This is a genomic window from Aliihoeflea sp. PC F10.4 (assembly GCF_054612275.1).
Map to the genome: position 1 here is coordinate 1,426,581 of NZ_JBTSWH010000001.1, position 19,776 is coordinate 1,446,356.

Sequence of the window (19,776 nt, forward strand, 5' to 3'; positions counted from 1 at the left end):
TTGAAGCACTTTCAAAATCACCGGCGCTTTGCGCTCGCCGCCGCAGGGGCCTAAGGTCGGTTCGGGAACAGATGAAGGCAGACCAAAGGTCGCCAAATGGGGGTTGAGTGGATCAGTCCGAGCTGAGCCAAGCCGATACCTTGCTGGCCGTGCGCGGCCTTACGAAGATATTCGGCACGCTCAAGGCATGCGACCATATCGATCTGACGATCGGCAAGGGTGAAATTCACGCACTGCTCGGCGAGAACGGCGCGGGAAAGTCGACCCTGGTCAAGATGCTGTTCGGCTCGCTCGAACCGGCTTCCGGCGAAATCTACTGGAAGGGCGAGAATGTTCGCATATCCAGTCCTGGGCAGGCGCGTCATCTCGGCATCGGCATGGTCTTCCAGCATTTCTCGTTGTTCGAAGCACTGACCGTCGCTGAAAACATTGCCCTGTCGATCGATGACGATACGCCGATCTCGAAGATCGCCGAGCGCGCCCGTTCGCTGTCGGTAGCCTATGGGTTGCCGCTCGACCCATCCAGCCATGTCGGCGACCTTTCGGTGGGCGAGCGCCAGCGGATCGAAATCATCCGCTGCCTCTTGCAGGAACCGGAACTTATCATCCTCGATGAGCCCACCTCCGTGCTGACGCCACAGGAGGCGGAACGGCTTTTCGAGACGCTGGAGCGGCTGAAGGGTGAGGGCAAGTCGATCCTCTATATCTCGCACAGGCTCGAAGAGGTGAAGCGCATCTGCGACCGTGCGACCGTCTTGCGGCACGGCAAGGTCGTCGGCCATACCGATCCGCGTCAGGAGACAGCCGCATCGCTTGCGCGCATGATGGTCGGGCTCGAGGTCAAGAACGTGGTACGCGAAGGACCGGTCGTCGAAACTGGGCGCGAACCTCTCCTCCAGATCGAGAATCTGAACCGCAAGCCTGCCACGCCGTTCTCAGTGCCCCTTCGCGATATTTCAGTCAGCGTTCAGACCGGCGAGGTCCTTGGTATCGCCGGTGTTGCGGGGAACGGGCAGGGCGAATTTTTCGAAGCGATCTCCGGCGAAAGTCTGCAGGACAAGGCCGAAACCATGCGTATCGCGGGTAAAGGGGTCGGCCGGCAAGGCATTTCGAAACGTCGCCTGCAAGGCGCTGCGTTCGTACCAGAAGAACGGCTTGGCCACGGTGCTGCGCCTGCGATGAAGCTGTCCGAAAACCTCTTTCTGTCCCGCTATCGAACCGACGCGAAGGATTATCTCGGCACCGCCGGTACAATCCGCTCAGGCAGGATCGCGGCGGCGGCAAAACGAATCGTCGAAATGATGGACGTTCGAAAAAGCGCCGAGGACCCCGAGGCGTCCGCGCTTTCCGGTGGCAATCTGCAAAAGTTCATCATCGGTCGGGAACTCGACCGTGAGCCAAAGGTCATGGTCGTCAACCAGCCGACATGGGGCGTCGATGCAGGAGCGGCCGCACGCATTCGCCAGGCATTGATCGACCTTGCGCGTTCCGGTTCGGCGGTGCTCGTCATCAGTCAGGACCTCGACGAACTCTTCGAGATTTCCGATTCCATTGCCGTCATGCATGACGGTCGGCTTTCCGTTCCCATGCCGATAAGTGAAGCGACTTACGAGAAGATCGGTCTTCTGATGGGCGGAGCGGATGACGCGCATCCGCCGCGTCCCTTCGAGAAGGAAGCTCTGTGATGCGCATTGAACTCGTCAAGCGCGCACAGCATTCCACGCTTTTCAGCGCGCTGTCGCCCTTCATGGCGTTTGGCCTGACGATCGTCGCGGGCGCGATTCTTTTCGCGGCGCTCGGCAAGGACCCGATCGAGACCCTTTATTACTACTTCATCGATCCGCTGACCGAGACGTGGTCGCTGCACGAACTCGCCATCAAAGCCGCGCCGCTGATCCTGATCGCGGTTGGGCTGTCGGTCTGCTTCCTGTCGAGCAACTGGAATATCGGCGCGGAAGGTCAGTTCATCATGGGCGCAATCGCAGGCTCGATCCTGCCGGTCGTCTTTCCCGACTTCCAGTTCTGGCTCGTGCTGCCCCTGATGCTTTTGATGGGGATTGCGGGCGGGGCGGCCTATGCTGCGATCCCTGCCATCCTCAAGGTGCGTTTCAACACCAACGAAATCCTTTCGAGCCTGATGCTGGTCTATGTCGCTCAGCTATTTCTCGACTGGCTCGTGCGCGGTCCGTGGCGCAATCCCGGCGGCTTTAATTTTCCCGAAACGCGCAGCTTCCATGAATATGCGCGACTACCGGAAATCTGGGCCGAATCCGGCCGCGCGCATTACGGGTTCGCCTTCGCGCTCATCGCGGCGCTCGTGCTGTGGTTCGTTCTGTCGCGGACGCTGAAGGGCTTTGAAATCAAGCTGATTGGGCAAAGTCCGCGGGCAGGGCGGTTCGCAGGCTTTTCGGCGGGGCGAATGGTCATCTTCGCCTTCCTCGTGTCGGGCGCAATGGCGGGTCTTGCAGGCATTTCGGAAGTCTCTGGCGCGATCGGGCAGCTTCGTCCGTCCATTTCGCCGGGCTATGGCTTCACTGCGATCATCGTCGCTTTCCTTGGACGGCTGAACCCGCTCGGTATCGTCGCGGCCGGCCTCGTTCTGGCGCTGACATATCTGGGTGGTGAGGCGGCGCAGATATCCGTCGGGCTTTCCGACAAGGTCGTGCGCGCCTTCCAGGGCTCGATCCTGTTCTTCGTGCTCGCCTGCGACACGCTGATCCACTATCGCATCAGGCTTGTTCGACCGAACGCCGCACCAGCGGAGGCCGCCAATGTTTGAAGCCATTCTGCTCACTGTTTCCATGGCGGCGACGCCGCTGCTTCTGGCGGCTATCGGCGAACTCGTGGTAGAACGTTCCGGGGTTCTTAATCTGGGCGTCGAGGGCATGATGATCATGGGCGCGGTGACCGGCTTCGGCGTCGCGCTGATGACCGGCAATCCGTTTCTCGGCGCGTTCGCGGCCATCATCGTCGGTGCGCTGTTCTCGCTGCTCTTCGCCTTTTTGACGCTCACGCTCGTCACCAATCAGGTTGCTACGGGACTGGCATTGACGCTGCTCGGCCTCGGCCTGTCCGGTATGATCGGCGAAAGCTTTGTCGGACGACCGGGCGTGCGACTACCGCGCCTCGATGTGCCCGTGCTTTCGGATCTGCCGATCGTCGGCCGTCTGCTCTTCAGCCAGGACCTGATTTTTTACGTCTCGGTATTCCTGACAGTCGGTGTGTTGTGGTTCCTTTTCTACACACGGGCGGGACTCACCTTGCGATCAGTTGGCGATAACCATGCGTCCGCACATGCGCTCGGCATCAAGGTCGTGCGTATCCGCTATATGGCGGTGCTGTTCGGCGGTGCCTGCGCGGGGCTTGCCGGCGCGCATCTGTCGCTCGTCTATGTGCCGCAATGGGTAGAGAACATGACGGCGGGCCGCGGCTGGATCGCGCTCGCGCTGGTCGTCTTCGCATCATGGCGTCCGCTCCGCGTGCTGGCGGGCGCGTATCTCTTCGGGGCCGTGTCGATCGGGCAGCTTCACGCGCAGGCGTTGGGGATAGGTGTGCCCTCGCAGCTTCTTTCGGCGCTTCCCTATCTGGCGACGATCGTCGTACTTGTTCTAATCTCTCGAAATCGGCGACTGACAATGGTGAACACACCGGCATCTTTGGGGCGGCCGTTTGTTCCAGATCGCTAACCAATAAAACGAGACGGGTAGGCCCCGGGTGACCAACAGAGGACTGAATTCAATGAAAAACATCATGCTTGCTCTTGCTGCTTCGGCGGCAGTGCTCATTCCGGCGGTCGCCTCCGCACAGGACGAGCAGACGAAGGCCTGCTTTATCTATGTCGGCCCGATCGGCGATTTCGGCTGGTCCTACCAGCACGACCAGGGCCGTCTCGACGCGATGGAGCATTTCGGCGACAGGCTCGAAACCGCCTATCTGGAAAGCGTTCCGGAAGGCGCGGACGCCGAACGCGCAATCGAGCGCTTCGCTCGTTCGGGCTGCGACATCATCTTCACGACGTCGTTCGGCTATATGGACGCGACCAACACAGTCGCGGGCCGCTTCCCGGACGTGAAGTTCGAGCATGCGACCGGCTACAAGCGTGAGCATCCGAATGTCTCGACCTACAATTCGAAGTTCCACGAAGGCCGCTACATTCAAGGTGTGATCGCCGGGCGCATGTCGGAAGCGGGTATTGCGGGCTACATCGCATCGTTCCCGATCCCCGAAGTCGTCATGGGCATCAATGCCTTCATGCTCGGCGCGCAGTCGGTCAACCCGGACTTCCAGCTCAAGATCGTCTGGGCCAATACATGGTTTGATCCCGCCCGCGAAGCCGACGCCGCTACGGCGTTGATCGACCAGGGTGCGGACATCATCACCCAGCACACCGACTCCACCGCCGCCATGCAGGTCGCGGCCGAACGCGGCATCCCCGCTTTCGGGCAGGCGTCCGACATGATCGAGTTCGGCCCCGAAACCCAGCTTACCTCGATCATCGACGATTGGGGTCCGTATTATATCGAACGCATCGAGGCCGTCATGGACGGAACCTGGGAGCAGGTCGATGTCTGGGACGGTCTGGCCGAGGGCCACGTCGTTATGGCGCCCTATACGAACATGCCGGAGGACGTTGCTACGGCGGCCGGCGAAGTCGAGGAAAGCATCCGCTCGGGCGAGTTCAACCCATTCACCGGACCGGTCAACAAGCAGGACGGTTCGGTCTGGCTCGCCGATGGCGAAGTCGCCGAAGACAGCGTTCTTCTTGGCCTGAACTTTTATGTCGAAGGCATCGACGATCAGTTGCCGCAATAATTGCAACAACACTGCATCGGGAGAGGGCGCCTAGCTAGGCGCCCTTTTTCTTTCAAACGCCTGAATGCGGACAGCACGAAACCAAAGCCGGATTCTTATCGTAACTGTCAGATGCGCGGGAAACACAGGAGTTTCGCATGTATCGTTCAGGTCTTGCCGTCTCGATCGTACTGGCGTCTGCAGTTTCGGCGTCTGCACAGGAACTGGACGGCCCGGCGATCGAGGAAATGATATCCGGCAAACGCGTTTTGCTGTCGACACCCTATGGATTGCGACTGCCGCTTCGATATGAGTCTGGCGGAAGCGTGACCGGCGATATCTCCGGTTTCAGCATGGCTTCTATGTTCACGCCCAGCGAAACAGGCCAGTGGTGGACGGAAGGTGCGAGCATGTGCCAGCAATTTCCGACCTGGTACGATGGCGCGACCTTCTGCTTTACGATCGAGAAAACGGGCGAAAACGCGATCGTCTGGAAACGGAACGACGGTCTTGAAGGTACGGCGACGATAGAGTGATCGCAGCAGATTTTAGTCTAACTTTAACCATGTCGAGACGGCGCTCACGCTTGCCTCAATCCTGCCGGTATCCGAACACAATCGATTAATACACAACTAAACAATTCGTGCGATCCACAGATCGATACGCGGTGGACGATCGATTGTCGTCCCAATAGATTTTGCGCTGCGGATTTCAGCCGCATTGGGGACCGGGGACTACATCGTATGGCCGAAGCAAGGCGCCGCCGCATTTCGCAGACGCTCACATCCGTCGTGCTCGTCATATCCGGTGCGGCATTTCTTGCGGCATGCTCCGCCAGCTCGACGAAGGTCGCGAGCAAGAAGCCGACGCGGTCGTCCGAATATTTTGCCGAATCCGAATATGGCGTAAAGGCCAGCCCGCGCGTTTCCAGTCTGCGTACGAACCTCCCGCGTGGCGGTGGACGCGATCAGGTCGGCCGCCCCTATCAGGTTCGCGGCCAGTGGTATCACCCCAAGGCAGATCCGAATTACCGCAGCACCGGGCTTGCCAGCTGGTACGGTGATGCTTTCCATGGCCGCTTGACGGCCAATGGTGAAGTTTACGACAAGACGCATCTGACCGCCGCCCACCCCACAATGCCGCTTCCCAGCTATGCACGGGTGACCAACAAGACAAACGGCAGTTCGGTTATCGTGCGTGTCAACGATCGCGGCCCGTTCGCCAAAGGGCGGGTGATCGACCTGTCGCAGCGCGCGGCCGAGATGCTCGACTATAAAGGCAGCGGTGTAGCGCAGGTTTCCGTCGAATATGTCGGACGCGCGCCGCTGCACGGCCTCGATGACGCTTATCTGATGGCATCGTACCGGCCTTCCGGAAATGCGCCCGACCCAGCGTCCGATGGCCTGCCGACCGGTGTAATGATGGCTATGAACGGCGTGACTCCGACGGCGCCGGTCCCGAATGCTGCGCCGGTTCCGTTCGAGGTTCGCCAGACAGACAATTCGGCTTTCGGCCACATCGTTCTTCCGGATGTCGTGCCGGTTGCGCCGGCGCGACCCGAGACAACACTTGCACTCCTGTCCTACGCCGATCAACGCATCGGCGAAGCGAGCGCCGCTCAAAGCTTCTCCGCTCATAAACTCGACGCTGATGCGGTCGTTGCATCGTTCGCCCGGTCCGATGCTGCCCGTCAGGGCACAGGCGTCGCCGCATTCGTCAATGCGGGTACTTTCGCATCGAAGGCCGAGGCATCGATGGCTGCTGCGCAATTCGCCTCGGTCGGCAATGCTTCGATCGAAGTTGATCCTGCCGGGAAGTGGTATGGCGTCAGCGTTACCGAGAACGGAACGACCTCGCTCGATTCCATCCTGCGTCATGCATGGGCCAATGGCGCAACGGACGCCATGATCGTTCGCAACTGAGCGAACCTTCCTGGAACAAGTCGTTAGACGGCGCGTTTCGCTGATGATCCGGCATTGACGGTAGGCGTTTGCCTAAGGCTTGTGCAACCCATTGTCGGACAAGCAAAAAAGGACGCTTGCCGATCTCGATCACTTGCTTTTTTAAAAACAAGACTGTCGAATGTGGCAACAGGGGAGTTGTCGCGTGGTAGCATTCGATGAAATGCGGCCGGAAGAACATGGGCTGCGAAATCCGTATTCCGACTATGATGGCTGGCTGACCGAGCAGGACACCAGCCGTCTCGGCCAAAAAATGAAAGACGCCGAAAACGTCTTCCGACGCACCGGTATTACTTTTGCCGTCTACGGCGAGCAGAACTCCGCCGAACGCCTCATCCCCTTCGATATCGTTCCGCGCATTCTGGCTGGTGCGGAATGGCGGCGCCTGACGCTCGGTATCGAGCAGCGCGTGCAGGCGCTCAACGCCTTTCTCGAGGATATCTACCATCGCCAGGAAATCTTGCGGGCGGGGCGCGTTCCGAAGGAACTGATCGCCGGAAACGAAGCCTTCCTTCCCGAGATGATCGGCCTTCGTCCGCCTGCCGGCGTCTATACGCACATCATCGGCACCGACATCGTGCGCACGGGCGAGAACGATTTCTTCGTTCTGGAAGACAACGCGCGCACGCCTTCAGGCGTCTCGTACATGATCGAGAACCGTGAAACGATGATGCAGCTCTTTCCCGAGCTCTTCAAACGCATCAAGGTTCGCCCGGTCGAGAATTATCCGCAGTTGCTGCGCCAATCGCTCGCAGCGGTCGCCCCGCGCTCGGCTGACGAGCAGCCGACCATCGCAGTTCTAACGCCCGGCAGCTTCAATTCGGCTTATTTCGAACATGCGTTTCTCGCCGACCATATGGGCGTTGAACTTGTCGAGGGGCAGGATCTTAGGGTGGTCGACGGACACGTCGCGATGCGCACGACCGAAGGTTACAAGCAGATCGACGTGCTTTATCGCCGCGTGGATGACGATTTCCTCGATCCGTTGAGTTTCAACCCCGATTCCATCCTTGGCGTGCCGGGCATCATGGACGTTTACCGGGCCGGCAATATCACCATCGCGAATGCTCCGGGAACAGGTATCGCGGATGACAAGGCGATCTATTCCTACATGCCCGAAATCGTCGAGTTCTATACGGGGCGCAAGCCGATCCTTGGCAACATACCCACATGGCGCTGTTCGGAACCGGACAGCCTTGCCTATGTCCTCGAACATCTTGGCGAACTCGTCGTCAAGGAGGTTCACGGCTCCGGCGGCTACGGGATGCTGGTCGGTCCAGCCGCCTCGAAGAAAGAGCGCGAGGACTTTTCGGCCAAACTGAAAGCGCGGCCCGGCAATTACATCGCGCAGCCGACGCTGGCGCTTTCGACATGCCCGATCCTGACGGATGCGGGCCTTGCTCCGCGCCACGTCGATCTTCGTCCGTTCGTGCTGGTCTCGGATCGCATTCGCATCGTCCCCGGCGGCCTGACGCGCGTCGCACTCAAGCCCGGTTCCCTCGTGGTCAACTCCTCGCAAGGCGGGGGCACGAAGGATACCTGGGTTCTGGACGATTAAGGCGAGGGACGGGCATGCTTCTTGGACGTACGGCCAACGGCCTTTACTGGATGAACCGCTATATCGAACGCGCCGAGAATATGGCGCGTCTGGTCGATGCAGGACTGCGCATGGCGTTGACGCGCAACGAAAGCGATGCGGAGGAATGGACTTCCGTCATCATGTCGAGCGGCGTCGAGGCTGGATATCGCAGCAAGCACGACGAATTCAACGCCGCCAACGTGTGCGATTACCTGCTTCGCGATACCGAAAACTCGTCGAGCGTCCTGTCGTCGATCGAAACTGCGCGCATGAATGCGCGCATGGTGCGAACCGCATTGACGCGTGAGACATGGGAAAGCATCAACGATGCGTGGATGTCGTTCCGGCGCATGTTGTCGGGTCCGCTCGACGAGCGGGAGGTTCCTGAGGTGCTCGACGCCATCAAGCGAGAAACGGCGCAGATTCGCGGCGCGTTTCAGGGCACGATGCTGCGCAACGAAATCTACGATTTCTCGCAACTCGGAATCTTCATCGAGCGTGCTGACAACACCGCGCGCATTCTCGACGTTAAATATTACGTCCTGCTGCCGTCGATCTCTTGGGTCGGCTCGTCGATGGATAACTATCAGTGGGAGTCGATCCTGCGGTCCGTTTCCGCGCATCGGTCCTATCGTTGGGTGTATGACGCGGCCTATAAGCCCACCAACATCGCCGAATTCCTCGTTTTGTCTCGTCGTATGCCCCGTTCGCTCGCCTTCTGCTTCCGGATGATCGACGACAGTCTCGAAAATCTGGCGAGCGACTACGGTAACCGACATCCGTCGCATGAGATGTGCGCGGACATGCTTGCCAAGCTCAAGGCGATGCGGATCAAGGATGTGCTCGATGAGGGCCTGCACGAATTTTTGACAGACGTCATCATGCGCACGAACCGTCTGGGCGATCAGGTCGCCCGCGACTATCGTTTCTTTTGAGGCCGGACCATGCTTTTGAACATCGTCCATCAGACCACTTACACCTACGATCAGGGTTTGCCTTATGCGTTGCAGCGTGTTCGCCTGACACCGCGTAGCGATGCCTTACAGACAGTGGAACGCTGGGACCTCACCTATGAGGGGGCTCAGGAAGAGACGCAGTTCACAGACCATTTCGGTAATCAGAGCCGATTGTTGAGCACGCAACCGGCTACGTCATCGATTATCGTGACGGCCAAGGGACTGGTTACGACGAACGACCGTACGGGGGTTGCCGGCCCGCATGCCGGCTTCGCGCCTCTCTGGCTTTTCGAACGTGAAACGCCGCTGACTGCACGCTCGCCGCAGATCGATGATCTCGCCGCATCACTGAACGGGACCGATACGCTTGCGCGGCTACACGATCTGATGGAGGCGATCCGGACACAGGTCGAATATGTCACAGGCGCGACGACAGCTGCGACGACCGCGAACGATGCTCTTTCGGCAGGCCAGGGCGTGTGTCAGGACCATGCCCATATCTTTCTCGCGGTGCTGCGTGCTGCCGGCATTCCGGGTCGATATGTAAGCGGCTATCTGCTGCTCGATCATACCGACCATCAGGTTGCCAGCCACGCATGGGCCGAAGCTCATGTACCGGCTCTCGGCTGGGTCGGATTCGATATTTCCAACGGCATGTCGCCCGATGAGCGCTATGTCCGGCTGGCGTTTGGCCGCGACTATCGCGATGCGACGCCCATTTCGGGAATTCGGCAGGGACAAGCAAATGAAGAGCTTGAAGTCCGCATAACTGTCGAGCAGTAATCGCTTCCAGCGCTTATTCTCGACAGCGATTCATATGACCTATTGCGTTGGCCTCAAGATCGATCGAGGGCTCGTGTTCATGTCCGATACGCGGACGAATGCGGGCATCGACAGCATTTCCAGTTTCCGGAAGATGAAAGTCTGGAAGAAGGACGGTGAACGCGTCATCGTCCTGCTTTCTGCCGGAAATCTTGCCACCACGCAGGCCGTCGTCAGCCTTTTGGACGAACGCAGCAAAGCCCATGCCGAGCGCGCGCCATCAATCCTTGAAACTCCGTCGATGTTTCAGACGGCGCGACTGGTCGGCGAGACCGTCAAGGAGGTCATCACGAATTCGGCACCCGTCGGGCAAAGCGCCGATGCGTTCGGTGCCTCGTTCATTCTTGGCGGACAGATGAAGGGCTCAGAACCGCGTCTGTTCATGATCTATCCCGAAGGCAATTTTATCGAATCGTCGGACGATACGCCATTCTTTCAGATCGGCGAGGCCAAATACGGCAAGCCGATCCTGGTTCGTGCATACGATCCACAGATGACGTTTGCCGAAACGGCGAAGCTCCTGATGGTTTCGTTCGATTCCACGCTCAAATCGAACCTGTCGGTCGGACTCCCGCTCGACATGCTTTTTCTGGAGCGTGACGCCTACAAGATCGCGTTGCAAAAGCGCGTCGGAGCCGACGATCCTTATTACCGCCAGATATCGGATGGGTGGTCGGAGGCGCTTCGCAGTGCTTTTCGCAGCTTGCCGGATTTTCCCGGCTGAACGAAAAAAGCGGCCAATGCGGCCGCTTTTCCGATCACTGCTAACAGGCGATCAATAATAGGGGGAACGGCACTGACGTCGTGGCCCATTATATGGCTGGAACGTGTTGTCCGAAGCCCGGTACGAGCGATAGCGATCATAGCACCAGTTCACATGCGCGCTGCCATAGTCTCGGCTGTATTCGCGTGACGGCTGCGATGCGATCGCACCACCGACGATCGCTCCCGTGATGAAAGCGGCCGAGGGGAACCAGTATCCATTGTGGCGACGGTACCCCGGACGATAGTCGCGGTATCCGCGATGACCTCGGTACCAGCCATAATCGCGACCGCGATCCCGGTATCGCGGCCCGTCCCAACGGTCACGATTACCGCGCCCGCTCCAACGTTCACCGCCTCCGCGCGGCCTGAGATTGTTATCGTTCGCCCAATCACGCTGCACGGTCTGCACCGGGCTTTGCACGGTAGGTGCGATCAGGGGCGAGGGGATACTTGCGGCTGAAGCAGGCGCAGAAATGCTGAACGTCGCCAGCATTGCAGCGGCACAAATGCTCGACATCAACTTTTTCATGGATTTTTTCCTTAGTTAGCCCGGAGGCGAACAAAGCCTCCAAAGTCCCTTTATGCGTGAAACGCATTTGCTGCCACGCAAGTTCCGCCACGTCATCACTTACGTGGGATGTGTACGTGTTCAGATAAAAGGGCGCAGAACAACGACGTCACAAACATCGCCTGCGGAAGCTGCCGGAGCATTGGGAGGCCTTACGATCAGGGCATTTGCTGTAGCGAGGCTTTTCAGCATTGACGAATCCTGGATCGACAATGGCTTCACCACGGTGCCGCCGGGTGAAGCGTGCGCAATTGCACGTACATAATCCTGGCGATGATCGTTCTCCGCCATGGACGCGCCGAGTGTCGCGCGTTGAATATGTGTCGCCTCGGAAACTCCGAGCATTCTCGCGATCAGCGGGCGAAGAAACAAATGGGCGCAAACCATCGCCGATACCGGGTTTCCCGGCAGCCCAAGAAAATGCGTATTGCCACGCCGTCCCGCCATTAATGGCTTTCCGGGACGCATCGCGATCTTCCAGAATGCAAGATCGACGCTTCTGTCGGCAAACACCTTGGTCGTCAGGTCGTGATCGCCAACCGATGCCCCGCCGAGCGTGACTACGATGTCGCAGCCTGCTTCCGTCGCTTTTTCGAGCATTGCGCCAATTGCCGCTTCATCGTCCGGGGCAATTCCGAAATCAATTGCTTCACCGCCAGCCTCGCGAACGATACCCGCGACACCGAAATTATTCGACGCGACGATCTGATCGTCAGCCCGCGTGCTGCCCGGTTCGACCAGTTCGTCACCGGTCGCAATGATGCCGATCCTTGGACGCCTTACCACGGCGATTTCAGTCAGGTCGGCTGCGGCGATCAAAGCAAGCGCAGCCGGGTCGATGCGTCTGCCCGGCCCGAGAAGCTGCTCGCCCTCTTCGAAGTCCAAGCCGGCACGACGGATATGGCGGCCTTCAGCGACCGTTTCGATCGCGGTTACAAGATCGCCAGAACGCTGTGCGTTTTCCTGAATCAGGATCGTGTCGGCACCGTTTGGAACCGGCGCGCCTGTGAAAATTCGAACGGCCTGACCAGCTTCGACCCGACCATCGAAACGGCGACCTGCGGCCGATTCACCGATGATGTTCAGTTCGGCAGGCACCGATGCGATATCAGCCGCGCGCACGGCATAGCCATCCATGGCAGAGGCATCGAAAGGCGGGTGGGTGCGGCGTGCCGTCACTGAACCGCCAAGAATGCGGCCAAACGCTTCGGGAAGGGGCACCTGTTCAAGTTCGACTCGCTCAACGCCGTCCAGCAGGCGAGCAAGAGCTTCATCGACCGGAACGAGGCTCATGGCTGTAATCGCTGGAAGTCGCCCGACTTGCCGCCGCTCTTTTCCATGAGGCGGATATCGCCGATGGTCATGGTCTTATCGAGCGCTTTGGCCATGTCGTAGACCGTCAGGCATGCGATGGAGACGGCGGTCAGGGCTTCCATTTCGACGCCGGTTTGACCGGACGTTCGAACTTCGGCACGCACGCGTAAACCGGGAAGATCATCTGCGCGTTCGATATCGAGGGTGATCTTGGTCAGCATCAGCGGATGGCAAAGCGGTATGAGATCGGCCGTTTTCTTCGCGGCCATGATGCCCGCCAGCCGCGCGGTGCCGAGCACATCGCCTTTCTTCGCGTTTCCCGCGAGGATGGCTGCGAGCGTCTCAGCCGTCATCTGGACCTGCCCCTCGGCGACCGCAATACGCTGCGTTACGTCCTTGCTGCCCACATCGACCATATGGGCTTCGCCGCCTGGTGCGATATGGGTGAGCTCACTCATACGGCACCAAGCAAAGTGCGGGTTGCCGCCGCGACGTCGTTTTGCCGCATCAGGCTCTCGCCGACCAGAAACGTTTCGATGCCGGATCGACCGAGACGGACGCAATCCGCATTCGTAAAGATGCCGCTCTCTGCGATAATGATCCGATCGTCCGGGATCAGTTTGGCGAGACGCTCGGATGTCGCGAGATCGACATCGAAGGTTCTCAAATTGCGATTGTTGATGCCGATGAGCGGTGAGCGAAGTTTAAGCGCGCGTTGGGTTTCGTCCTCGTCATGCACCTCGATGACGGATGCCATACCGAGTTCCGACGCCGTCTCTTCGAGTTCGCTTGCCAGCGTGTCGTCGACGCTCGCCATAATGATCAGGATCGCGTCCGCCCCCCATGCACGCGCCTCGAACACCTGATAGGTATCGAACAGGAAATCCTTGCGCAAAGCGGGCAGGGTGGTCGCGCTTCGGGCAGCGGTGAGATAATCAGCCGCGCCCTGAAAAGACGGCCCGTCCGTCAGCACGGACAGACATGCCGCCCCGCCTGCCTCATATTCAAGCGCGAGTGCGGGCGGGTCGAAATCCGCTCTTATCAGACCTTTTGACGGACTGGCTTTTTTGATTTCCGCAATGAGGGCCGGCTGGTTGGCCGCATGCTTCGTCCGAAGCGCGCCGACAAAGTCGCGCGCAGGCTCAGTGTTGCGCGCGGCAGCCTCCACATCCGGCTGCGGTCGCATTGCCTTCGCGCTGGCGATCTCTTCGCGCTTGTAGGCTTCTATCCTTTGCAGGATGTCGGTCATGAGGTCCGTCCGGAGCGATTGGAAACAGTAATCAGATCGGCAAGGCATTGGCGCGCCTTACCCGCATCCAGGGAGTCGCGTGCAAGCTCGATGCCGATTTCGAGCGTCTTTGCTCGTCCTGCAACGACAAGAGCGCCTGCGGCATTCAGCATCGCGATATCGCGATATGGATTGGTTGCGCCATCGAGAACGTCTTTCAGCGCAAGCGCATTTACCTGTGCATCGCCGCCTTTCAGGTCTTCATGGCGCACGCGTGTCAATCCAAGCCGTTCCGGGTCGATTTCGAATGTCCGGATTTCGCCATTTTCCAGCGCCGCCACCTGCGTCACTCCGGTGGTCGTCATCTCGTCGAGGCCATCGCCATGTACCACCCACACATGGTCTGAACCCAGCTTTCGGAGCACTTCCGCTAGCGGCTCCAGCCAGTCGGCAGAATAGACGCCGACGAGCTGGCGCGTGACGCCGGCCGGGTTGGAAAGGGGGCCAAGCAGATTGAAAATCGTACGTGTGCCAAGCTCGACGCGGCTGGGGCCGACATGACGCATGGCGGCGTGGTGTGCCGGCGCGAACATGAAGCCCAGGCCGGCTTCGCGAATGCAGGCAGCGATCTGCGCCGGTCCAAGCTCGATATTGACCCCGAGCGCGGCAAGGGCATCTGCAGCGCCGGATTTCGACGACAGCGCGCGGTTGCCATGTTTGGCGACGGGAACGCCCACGCCGGCAACGATGAACGCCGCACAGGTCGACACGTTATAGGAGCCGGAAGCGTCACCGCCCGTACCGACGATATCGACTGCGTCGACCGGGGCATCTACGCGCAGCATCTTTGCCCGCATCGTGGCCACGGCGCCTGAGATTTCAGGAACGGTTTCTCCACGAACACGAAGCGCCATCAGGAAGCCGCCGATCTGGCTAGGCGTGGCTTCCCCCGACATCATGATATCGAACGCTTCGCGCGCGGCATCGAAAGACAGGCTTCGGCCGGAAGCGACCTGTGCGATATGTGTTTTCAGATCCGCCATTCGAACGCCGGTCCTAGAAGTTCAATGCCTGTTGAGCCGCGCTTTGATTGACGCTTACCGAATACTGCGTTTGCAGTCGCTCGATAAGCTGGTCGAGCAGATCGTCGGCGAGCGCTCCGGCCTGGTTCTCGGCGACATCGGTACCGAGTGCATCGCCCGATGCGTTGGCCGGTGCGAAAACCTCCGTCACCTGAAACACGATCTGCCGGTTGCCTTCATTCGAGGCGATGGTGTCGACGCCACGCAGCGGCACGGCAAACGCAGCCGCGACGCCTTCGCGTCCAAGATCGACATCATCCGCGCCACGCCTCAGCCCGCGCTTGGTCTGCACGTCAATGCCGAACTCTTCGGCAACAGCGTTCAAAGCGGCACCGTCCTCGACGCGTCCGGCGATCTCGTTCGCTCGTTCGGAGAGCCTAAGGGCCGTCTCCTGCGCGCGCCAGTCGGCAAGAACGTTATCGCGTACCTCATCGAGTGTCCGGTCGCGGGCGGGCGTTATGTCGGTCACCTCGAAGAAGACGTAGCCGTTGCCTTCAAGCGGGATCGGGGCGTTTTCAGAGTTGGGCTGGGCTTCGAACGTCTGTTGGAGCACTTCTTGTGCGGCCGGTATGTCGTTGATTTCGTTACCGTCCGGATCGAGGCCGACAGCATCGATCGCCTCGACCGTCACGACCTCGAGCCTTTGTTGCTCGGCAGCCTCACGGAGACTGGCGCCGCCTGCACGCGCGTCTTCATAAGCGTCGTAAACATCGAGGAGGATACGGTTTGCCTCGTCGAGGGCAAGTTCCTCGCGAATTTCGTCCGCCACGTCCTCGATGGGGCGAACGGACTCATCCTCGATCCGATCGACGCGCGCGATCAGCGATCCGAACGCCCCGGCGATGACACCGCTCGTCTGGCCTTCCTCGAGCGTGAACACTGCGTCGGTCATTGCCGCATCGGGAATTTCTTCGCGGGTGAACGTGCCAAGCGTTATGTCGTTGGCCGAACGGCCAAGCTCTTCGGCGATTTCCTCGAAGGTCGCTTCGCCATTCGCCAGACGTTCGGCAGCAGCTTCGGCCGCAGCCTGATCGGGAAAGACGATCTGGCTGATGGTGCGCCGTTCTTCTTCACCGAACGAAGCGCGGTGCGTTTTATAGAACGCCGCCACATCTTCATCGCTGACGGCTGACGGATCGGCGATGTTTTCCGGTTCCAGCCTGACATACTCGATCGAGCGGTATTCCGGCGCGCCGTAGCTTGCCGCGTTCTCATCGAACCAGGCCTGAAGGACATCGTCAGTTGGCTCTTCGACAGGATCGATATGCGCGCTGTCCAGGATCAGGTATTCGGCCGTGCGATCTTCGCCCTGATAGAGCGCCATCGCGGTCAGAAACGCATCAGGCACACCCATACCGTCGGCGACGGCTTCGACGATCTGCTGACGAACCGCAAGCTGCTCGCGGGTGCGGCGATAATCGCGCGGCTGCATGCCAACCTGCTGAAGCACGAAATTGAACTGATTGCGATCGAACTGGCCGCTGGCATTGAGGAAGGCGGGGTCTTCGCCGACCAGTGCAGCAAGGCGATCTTCGGAAAGACCGAGGCGCATTTCCCGCGCCTGCTCGTCCAGTACCGCGCCAGCGATCAACTGCCCCATCACCTGCTGGTCGAGGCCGAAAGCCCGCGCCTGCTCGCGCGTTATACGCGTTCCGAATTGTTGCGAAAGCAGATTCATCTGGCGATCATATGCGAGGCGATATTCGTCTGCGGAAACACGTGTGTTGCCGACCTGGGCGACGTGATTGCCGACGCCGGTGAATATTTGACCGGAAATTCCCCAGACCGCGAAACTGATCACGAGCAGGCCAAGCAAAAGCTTCACCATCAAAGAGCCGGTCTTGCCGCGCAACCAAGTCAGCATTTTCCACTTTCCCGCATTGGATCAATCATTCGTCGAGTGTCGGAATACCGTTACGAGCCGACGCTGTCGATTGCTTTGTCGACGCTTTTTGGTACCAAGCAGCGTTCCCATAGACACGAACCGACAGCGAGATGACAGATGAGCGCACGAATCCGACCCGTCCTTGCCGGAAACTGGAAGATGAACGGCCTTGGCGCTTCCCTTTCTGAACTGTCGACGATCGTCGAAGGAGCAGCGCGCTTTACCCACCTCGGGTTCGTCGTCTGCTTACCCGCCACGCTGATCAGTAGGGCGCATGCGCTTGCGCCGGATGCTGCGGTTGCCATCGGCGGACAGGATTGTCATTTCGAAGCGTCGGGCGCGCATACGGGCGATATCGCGGCTGAGATGCTTGTCGACGCAGGTGCCACCCATGTCATCATCGGCCACTCGGAACGGCGCGCCGATTACGGTGAAACCAGCGAGACGGTCGCCAAAAAAGCGCAATCCGCCTGGGCCGCAGGTCTCAAAGCTATCATTTGCGTCGGTGAAACGCAGGCAGAGCGCGAAGCGGGCAAAACGCTCGATGTTCTCACAGCGCAGATCAGCGCATCCGTTCCGGCACAAGCCAACGGCGAAAACACGCTCGTCGCTTATGAACCCGTCTGGGCCATCGGGACCGGCCTGACGCCGACCGCGCAAGATGTCGGCGTCGCCCATGCACATATTAGGACGGAGCTTGCCAAAAAGCTCGGCGAAGCAGCCGCCACGATCCCCTTGCTATATGGCGGCTCGGTCAAACCCTCGAACGCGGCAGAACTGATGGCTGTGGACGATGTCAACGGCGCTCTTGTGGGGGGCGCCAGCCTGAAAGCCGTAGATTTCCTGGGGATTGCCGACAAATTCGAGACGATTTGAATTGAAATATCCGCTTGCCGGTCATCTAGTATTCACTACCTGACAAGAGGAAATATCAGGTGACCTGACGTGGCTTCATTCGCGATCTAGAACTGGCGCAGTCATATAGCGATTCGGCGAGCTGATTGAGGGGCTTGGCTTGAACGCTGTTTGTATCGAGCGGCGGAGTATGCGTAATGAACGAAAAAAATGCGGCGGGTGGCGTTGATTCAGAACGCCTCGAACGACTGTTGGAACTGACAGCGCAAATCGTATGCGCCTATGTCAGTCATAATCCCGTACCTGCATCCGAAGTGCCGGGCCTGATTGGTTCGATTCATCAGTCGATCGGTTCTCGCGCAGGGGTTGCGCCGGTAGAGGCCGATCTTGAACCTGCCGTGCCGGTCAAGAAGTCTGTAACGCCCGACTACATCATTTCCCTGGAAGATGGGCGCAAGTTCCGGACCCTGTCGCGCCACTTGATGGCACGCTACGGGATGACCCCCGAGCAATACCGCCGCAAATGGGGCTTGCCGGACGACTATCCGATGGTCGCGCCCAATTATGCCGTCGAACGCTCCAAGATCGCGAAATCCATGGGACTGGGGCGGCCCGATACTGGCAATGCCGACGACTAGGGAATAGCCCTGCCGGTAGGGGGAGCGCGTGCGAGGGTAAGCCTGACGCTCGCCGCCAGCGAATCCAGCAACATCAATAGTCTGTCGGTGCATATTCGTTTTTCGAGTGCGCGGGCCAGATCTTTTGTGCGTTACGCAAGGCGTCACTCGCGATGCATCGACGGCGCTCGCACGTCAGCGGCTGATCCTGCTTTCGGGTTACGTCCTCCAGCCAGTCCCAATAAATATCCGCGGACCAGCGGCAGCAGTCCGAGCCAACGATATGGCCGAAGTAAGCCGCAACAAATCATCTTCGCCTCAACGTTTGCCGAGGCACGTTCGCGCTGGGCACTTATGAGCAACCTAGCAGCCTGAAACGTTGGATGGCGCTCGTTGCAACGGGTTGCACGAATTTCAACCCGCCCTCTTGCAAAAAGAACAAAACATGAACATAATGTGGAAAACATCAGGAGAACACGTTATGTCCGCTATCATTCACGATCTGGTTTCCCTTGTCTCGATCGGCGCTTTCATCACCACGCTGGCATTGTGGCTTGTTGCCGTTTAATGGCCGATCGATTTGCGTAATCAGTATACGTCGCCGAAAACGTCGCGGAACGCATCTTTAAGTGCGACGTCTAAATCAGCCATCGCCACCGGCAGACCAAGATCTACAAGGCTCGTCACGCCATGCCCGCGAACGCCGCATGGCACGATGCCGCCGAAGTGCGACAGATCGGGTTCGACATTTATCGCTATGCCATGGAACGACACCCATTTGCGCAAGCGAATGCCAATGGCGGCGATCTTGTCCTCTGAAGGCGTGCCGTCGGGCAGGGGTGGGCGGTCCGGCCTGACGACCCAGACGCCGACCCGATCATCGCGCCGCTCACCTTTGACGTTGAACCTGTCGAGCGCTCCTATGATCCATGCTTCAAGCGCGGCCACGAAGGCGCGTACGTCCTCTCGTCGGCGCTTCAGGTCGAGCATGACATAAGCCACGCGCTGGCCGGGGCCATGATATGTATATTCGCCGCCACGACCGGCCTCGAATACCGGGAACCTGTCATCGACAAGAAGGTCGGCTGGGTCCGCGCTCGTGCCGGCCGTGTAGAGCGGTGGGTGTTCCACCAGCCAGATAAGTTCGCTCGCCGTGCCGTCACGAATGGCAGCGGCCCGCTCTTCCATAAAGGCGAGCGCCTGAGGATAGTCGGTCAAGCCGCTTTCAGTCCGCCATTCGACGGGGGGTGAACCGACGATCGGAATGAAGCGGGACGGCAGGGTATCGCGAGTGCTCATGATAGTGCGGGATGTATGAAATCGTTGGCGGGGCGTCCAGCAGTCTTCCGCAAC

General features: G+C 59.5%; 19 protein-coding genes. 12 read left to right on the forward strand and 7 right to left on the reverse strand.

The genetic code is table 11. The annotated features are described in order from the left end of the window. The first annotated feature begins 107 nt into the window (after positions 1-107). The 10 genes from ACX82Z_RS07055 (at position 108) to ACX82Z_RS07100 (ending at position 10,833) form a co-directional block, all read left to right on the forward strand. Positions 108-1,685: an ABC transporter ATP-binding protein gene (locus ACX82Z_RS07055; RefSeq protein ID WP_459587553.1), complete on the forward strand. Its 1,578-nt coding sequence runs from the start codon at positions 108-110 to the stop codon at positions 1,683-1,685. Then, entirely contained in the window at positions 1,685-2,779 is a 1,095-nt protein-coding gene (locus ACX82Z_RS07060) for an ABC transporter permease (protein WP_459587554.1), read from the forward strand. Before ACX82Z_RS07055 ends, ACX82Z_RS07060 begins: the two co-directional genes overlap by 1 nt. Then, entirely contained in the window at positions 2,772-3,686 is a 915-nt protein-coding gene (locus ACX82Z_RS07065) for an ABC transporter permease (RefSeq protein WP_459587556.1), read from the forward strand. The genes ACX82Z_RS07060 and ACX82Z_RS07065 overlap by 8 nt, the downstream gene beginning before the upstream one ends. Positions 3,687-3,738: 52 nt before the next feature. Next, entirely contained in the window at positions 3,739-4,812 is a 1,074-nt protein-coding gene (locus tag ACX82Z_RS07070) for a BMP family ABC transporter substrate-binding protein (protein WP_459587558.1), read from the forward strand. A gap of 137 nt (positions 4,813-4,949) precedes the next feature. Then, the gene (locus tag ACX82Z_RS07075; RefSeq protein WP_459587559.1) at positions 4,950-5,327 is read left to right on the forward strand and encodes a hypothetical protein; all 378 of its coding nucleotides are present in this window, start codon (positions 4,950-4,952) and stop codon (positions 5,325-5,327) included. Between the two features lie 207 nt (positions 5,328-5,534). Continuing rightward, positions 5,535-6,713 (forward strand): septal ring lytic transglycosylase RlpA family protein, encoded by a 1,179-nt coding sequence (locus tag ACX82Z_RS07080; RefSeq protein WP_459587561.1) that lies wholly within the window; start codon positions 5,535-5,537, stop codon positions 6,711-6,713. A gap of 184 nt (positions 6,714-6,897) precedes the next feature. Next, positions 6,898-8,310, forward strand: coding sequence for a circularly permuted type 2 ATP-grasp protein (locus ACX82Z_RS07085; protein WP_459587562.1), 1,413 nt, complete (start codon positions 6,898-6,900; stop codon positions 8,308-8,310). 14 nt (positions 8,311-8,324) lie between these two features. Further along, positions 8,325-9,266 carry an alpha-E domain-containing protein gene (locus tag ACX82Z_RS07090; RefSeq protein ID WP_459587563.1) on the forward strand — a complete coding sequence of 314 codons (942 nt, stop codon included), beginning with the start codon at positions 8,325-8,327 and terminating at the stop codon, positions 9,264-9,266. A gap of 9 nt (positions 9,267-9,275) precedes the next feature. Further along, on the forward strand, positions 9,276-10,070 hold the full coding sequence (locus ACX82Z_RS07095; RefSeq protein WP_459587565.1) for a transglutaminase family protein: 795 nt from the start codon (positions 9,276-9,278) through the stop codon (positions 10,068-10,070). Between the two features lie 34 nt (positions 10,071-10,104). Beyond that, entirely contained in the window at positions 10,105-10,833 is a 729-nt protein-coding gene (locus ACX82Z_RS07100) for a peptidase (protein ID WP_459587567.1), read from the forward strand. A gap of 51 nt (positions 10,834-10,884) precedes the next feature. On the opposite strand, the gene ACX82Z_RS07105 is transcribed toward ACX82Z_RS07100, so the two are convergent. From ACX82Z_RS07105 to ACX82Z_RS07130, 6 genes are all read right to left on the reverse strand, one after another. Further along, positions 10,885-11,403 carry a BA14K family protein gene (locus tag ACX82Z_RS07105; RefSeq protein ID WP_459587568.1) on the reverse strand — a complete coding sequence of 173 codons (519 nt, stop codon included), beginning with the start codon at positions 11,401-11,403 and terminating at the stop codon, positions 10,885-10,887. A gap of 120 nt (positions 11,404-11,523) precedes the next feature. After that, positions 11,524-12,735 carry a molybdopterin molybdotransferase MoeA gene (locus tag ACX82Z_RS07110; protein ID WP_459587570.1) on the reverse strand — a complete coding sequence of 404 codons (1,212 nt, stop codon included), beginning with the start codon at positions 12,733-12,735 and terminating at the stop codon, positions 11,524-11,526. Then, positions 12,732-13,214 (reverse strand): cyclic pyranopterin monophosphate synthase MoaC, encoded by a 483-nt coding sequence (moaC, locus tag ACX82Z_RS07115; protein WP_459587572.1) that lies wholly within the window; start codon positions 13,212-13,214, stop codon positions 12,732-12,734. Before moaC ends, ACX82Z_RS07110 begins: the two co-directional genes overlap by 4 nt. Beyond that, a complete protein-coding gene (gene trpC / locus ACX82Z_RS07120; protein WP_459587574.1) occupies positions 13,211-14,005 on the reverse strand; it encodes an indole-3-glycerol phosphate synthase TrpC in 795 nt (264 codons plus the stop codon). The genes moaC and trpC overlap by 4 nt, the downstream gene beginning before the upstream one ends. Continuing rightward, positions 14,002-15,027: an anthranilate phosphoribosyltransferase gene (gene trpD, locus ACX82Z_RS07125; RefSeq protein ID WP_459587576.1), complete on the reverse strand. Its 1,026-nt coding sequence runs from the start codon at positions 15,025-15,027 to the stop codon at positions 14,002-14,004. Before trpD ends, trpC begins: the two co-directional genes overlap by 4 nt. 13 nt (positions 15,028-15,040) lie before the next feature. Next, positions 15,041-16,930: a SurA N-terminal domain-containing protein gene (locus ACX82Z_RS07130; protein ID WP_459587578.1), complete on the reverse strand. Its 1,890-nt coding sequence runs from the start codon at positions 16,928-16,930 to the stop codon at positions 15,041-15,043. Positions 16,931-17,068: 138 nt separating this feature from the next. On the opposite strand from ACX82Z_RS07130, the gene tpiA reads away from it, so the two are divergent. Together tpiA and ACX82Z_RS07140 are read left to right on the forward strand one after the other, a co-directional pair. Then, positions 17,069-17,827 (forward strand): triose-phosphate isomerase, encoded by a 759-nt coding sequence (gene tpiA / locus ACX82Z_RS07135; protein ID WP_459587580.1) that lies wholly within the window; start codon positions 17,069-17,071, stop codon positions 17,825-17,827. A 176-nt stretch (positions 17,828-18,003) separates the two neighbouring features. Further along, positions 18,004-18,444 (forward strand): Ros/MucR family transcriptional regulator, encoded by a 441-nt coding sequence (locus ACX82Z_RS07140; protein WP_459587581.1) that lies wholly within the window; start codon positions 18,004-18,006, stop codon positions 18,442-18,444. Positions 18,445-19,011: 567 nt separating this feature from the next. Here ACX82Z_RS07140 and lipB read toward each other — a convergent pair. Further along, complete coding sequence (gene lipB, locus ACX82Z_RS07145; protein WP_459587583.1) at positions 19,012-19,722, reverse strand: lipoyl(octanoyl) transferase LipB; 711 nt, start codon at positions 19,720-19,722, stop codon at positions 19,012-19,014. Between the last annotated feature and the right edge of the window lie 54 nt (positions 19,723-19,776).